Origin of the sequence: Streptomyces sp. NPDC005728 (genome assembly GCF_040630895.1) — a bacterium.
Lineage (GTDB): Bacteria > Actinomycetota > Actinomycetes > Streptomycetales > Streptomycetaceae > Streptomyces.
Map to the genome: position 1 here is coordinate 1 of NZ_JBEXYL010000279.1, position 1,722 is coordinate 1,722.

Genomic DNA, 1,722 nt, shown 5'->3' on the forward strand with positions numbered 1-1,722 from the left:
GGTGAGGGGACCGGCGAGTCGGCTGTAGTGCTCATAGTCGTATCTCGGCAGGCTCTTCTTGATCCTGCGGAAAGCCCCCGTGGTGCCGGTCCGGTGCGAAGGCCCCCCCGGTTCTGTACTTTGTGATCGATCGTGTGCATGCTGTGACGTATAGTTGTTGTGTCCGGCGCCCGTCGGCGTCGACGTCATGAGTCATCCCCCCGCACGCAGGTCACTGCGTGTCCGTAGGTCCTTGCGCCCGGTCGGGGTCCCCTCGGCCGTCCCGGGCAGGTCAGTGGTGGGTCGCATTCACCACGTCTTTCACACCCTATAGACACGGGATCGCAACTTTCCGGTTGCGCGATGCCCCCTCGGCACCGGTTGGGGCCCCTCCCTGTCGGTCAGCAACCGGCTTCTTCTCCCAACTGCCGCGATTCTGCGGTGTCATGAACCACCAGGGCTCTACCGGCAGGATCGCAAGACGCGAACGCGGTGTTTATCCGCAAAACCCGTTCATTCCACCGGTAGAGGGTGGCGTGAAACGCGCGGTCGGTCTTGGCGAGGCCGCGGCCCTCCGCGGCCTCCCGTTCCATACGGGTCACGAGCCCGTCCAGTTCAACAAGGTCGCCCTCCGGCAGCCGCCCCCGGCCAGCCGCGAGACCAGTCCCGTCTCCACGGCCTCGCGCAGCTCCAGCAGCTGTAGGGACCATCCCCGCAGGCGCGGGGAGCACAGCTTGGTACGGAGCGGGACCAGGATCTTGTCGGAACCACCCCCGCGGGTGCGGGGAGCACTCTCAGACATGGCGTGTCGGCGACGCGTGAATCCACCGTTCATGATCGGGGTGGTGACCCTTCGTGGCTCTGGTACGGAAAGTGATCCGGAACCACTCTTCAGCCGTCGCCGACAAGCTGCCAGGGACGATGCGCCGAGGAGCCTGCGGGATATGGCGAAAGCTTGATCGCCTGAACCTTCAATCTCCAGTTGATGAACGTTCGCATCCATCGGAAGGCTGCCGATCAGGTGGCCGTCGCGGTGGTAGGCGGGTTTCCCCGGCGGGTGGGCAGGCGGTCCAGGCTCTAGCGCACGTAGTTGAGTAACGACCACGCCGTGCAGGCCGACGCGAGCCAACAGCGGGGCGAGCGCCGGGATTTCATTGCTCTTGGCCGCTACCTGACGCTGGGCGATGACGGTCTGCGACTGGTGCCGGGCGGCAGCCAGCAGGTGGACCGTGCCGTCTCGGTGCGTGAGCCGCGTACACTCTTGCCATCCACGGCCAGTCCGACCAACACATCGCTGTCTTCGACGGGGTCGGTCGCGTGGCGGATGAGCCAGCCGCCGACGGCGTCATCCCGGGCGTCAGCGTCGATGCGGGCCAGCAGCCACCCGAGCGTGGAGGCGTTGGGGTGGCGCACTGAAAGCCGAGTCCGGTGCGGCCTTATCGGCCTCGGCCGTGTGCCGGGCGATCTGCGCGAGGGAGCGGGCTCCGCCCTGTGGGTAGCCAGAGGGGCCGCGCCGAAGGGGACCGGGGCGAGGGACACGTGCGGGGGACGGCTCGGGAAACCAATAGCACCAACTGGGGGGAATGAATGAGGGGGAAGCAATGCCTCGATGGAAAGCCTTGCCGGATGAGCTGGATCCGCAGATCAGGGAGTTCACGAGCCAGTTGCGGCGGCTCGTGGACCGCAGCGGCCTGAGCATCGCGGCGCTGGCCGACCGGACCGGCTACAGCAAGACGTCCTGGG

At 66.8% G+C, this 1,722-nt stretch carries 2 protein-coding genes and 1 pseudogene; 1 reads left to right on the forward strand and 2 read right to left on the reverse strand.

Going from position 1 to position 1,722, the window contains the following annotated elements:
* Together ABZ471_RS48545 and ABZ471_RS48550 are read right to left on the reverse strand one after the other, a co-directional pair.
* The coding region (locus tag ABZ471_RS48545; RefSeq protein ID WP_359075590.1) for a hypothetical protein at nucleotides 1–189 on the reverse strand (189 nt) is incomplete at its 3' end.
* 293 nt (nucleotides 190–482) lie between these two features.
* Nucleotides 483–682: pseudogene (locus ABZ471_RS48550) on the reverse strand (FCD domain-containing protein); the annotation flags it as partial.
* 898 nt (nucleotides 683–1,580) lie between these two features.
* On the opposite strand from ABZ471_RS48550, the gene ABZ471_RS48555 reads away from it, so the two are divergent.
* Nucleotides 1,581–1,722 (forward strand): helix-turn-helix domain-containing protein (locus ABZ471_RS48555; RefSeq protein ID WP_359075591.1); only part of this gene is annotated, 142 nt, incomplete at its 3' end.